General features: G+C 41.8%; 1 protein-coding gene. It reads left to right on the top strand.

The annotated features are described in order from the left end of the window. Positions 1-282: hypothetical protein (locus tag Q4528_RS13570; RefSeq protein WP_303522065.1), on the top strand; the 282-nt coding region annotated here is incomplete at both ends.

Genomic DNA, 282 nt, shown 5'->3' on the forward strand with positions numbered 1-282 from the left:
GCTTAACCCCGATGCCTTAAAAGGCAATAGTGGTACTTCGTTCGATTGTCATCAAGTAATCTGTCTAGTGGAGTCGTTGCTTCCCTGCTGTGAAGATACAGAATGGGTTTGGCTTGCAGCTAAAAAGATTAACAAGATCCGTAACTCTCTAGCGCATCAATTAGAGCCTAAAGGGCTAGACCATATGTTGGGTGATTTTTTAAAACTTGTGCAAAGTAAATCACCTCACTATCAACAGATTAAGCGAAACTTAGATGTCCCTAGGCGAACTCTGATTTACGG

It is taken from the genome of Staphylococcus pasteuri, assembly GCF_030547725.1.
Taxonomy (GTDB): Bacteria; Bacillota; Bacilli; order Staphylococcales; family Staphylococcaceae; genus Staphylococcus; species Staphylococcus pasteuri.